The organism is Falsiroseomonas sp. HW251, assembly GCF_050563545.1.
In the GTDB taxonomy this organism is placed as follows: Bacteria; Pseudomonadota; Alphaproteobacteria; order Acetobacterales; family Acetobacteraceae; genus Falsiroseomonas.
Genome location: NZ_JBNXUM010000097.1, coordinates 1 through 775, shown reverse-complemented (window position 1 = coordinate 775; position 775 = coordinate 1). Strand labels below are relative to the sequence as shown.

Genomic DNA, 775 nt, shown 5'->3' with positions numbered 1-775 from the left:
CTTGGCCTTCGACGGGTTCGATGCCGGAGACGATGCGGTGGTCTGCATCGGGGCCGGGCCAGCCGGCCTGACGGCAGCCTATCTGCTGTCCAGGGCGGGGCGGCGCGTCGTCGTGCTGGAAGCCGACCTGAGCTATGTCGGCGGCATCTCCCGCACCGAGACCTACAAGGGCTTCGCCTTCGACATCGGCGGCCACCGCTTCTTCTCGAAGTCGGACGAGGTCGAGGCGCTGTGGGACGAGATGCTGGACGAGCCCTTCCTGGTGCGTCCGCGCAAGTCACGCATCTTCTACCGCGGCCAGCTCTTCGACTATCCCCTTCGCGCCGGCGACGCGCTGGCGAAGCTCGGGCCGGTGGAGGCGCTGCGCTGCGTCGCCTCCTATGTCGCGGCCGCGGTCGCGCCGAAGCGGGAGGCCAGGAGCTTCGAGGACTGGGTGACGGCGCGCTTCGGCCGGCGCCTGTTCGAGATCTTCTTCAAGACCTACACCGAGAAGGTGTGGGGCATGCCGTGTTCCGAGATCTCGGCGGACTGGGCGGCGCAGCGGATCAAGGGGCTGAACCTGTTCCAGGCGATCTGGCGGTCGCTGATGCCGCAGAAGACCGGCACGCCGCGCGGCCAGGTCATCAAGACCCTGGTGAACGAGTTCCGCTACCCCCGCCGCGGCCCCGGCATGCTGTGGGAGAACGTGGCGCGCAAGATCGTCGCCGCCGGCGGCGAGGTGCGGATGGGAAGCCGCGTCACCGCGCTGTCGCGCGATCCCGGCGACGGGCGCTGG

Annotated in this window: 1 protein-coding gene; it reads left to right on the top strand. The window is 69.7% G+C overall.

Annotation, left to right across the window (positions count from 1 at the left end):
• Window positions 1-775 (top strand): FAD-dependent oxidoreductase (locus tag ACLF3M_RS35345; protein ID WP_430661705.1); only part of this gene is annotated, 775 nt, incomplete at both ends.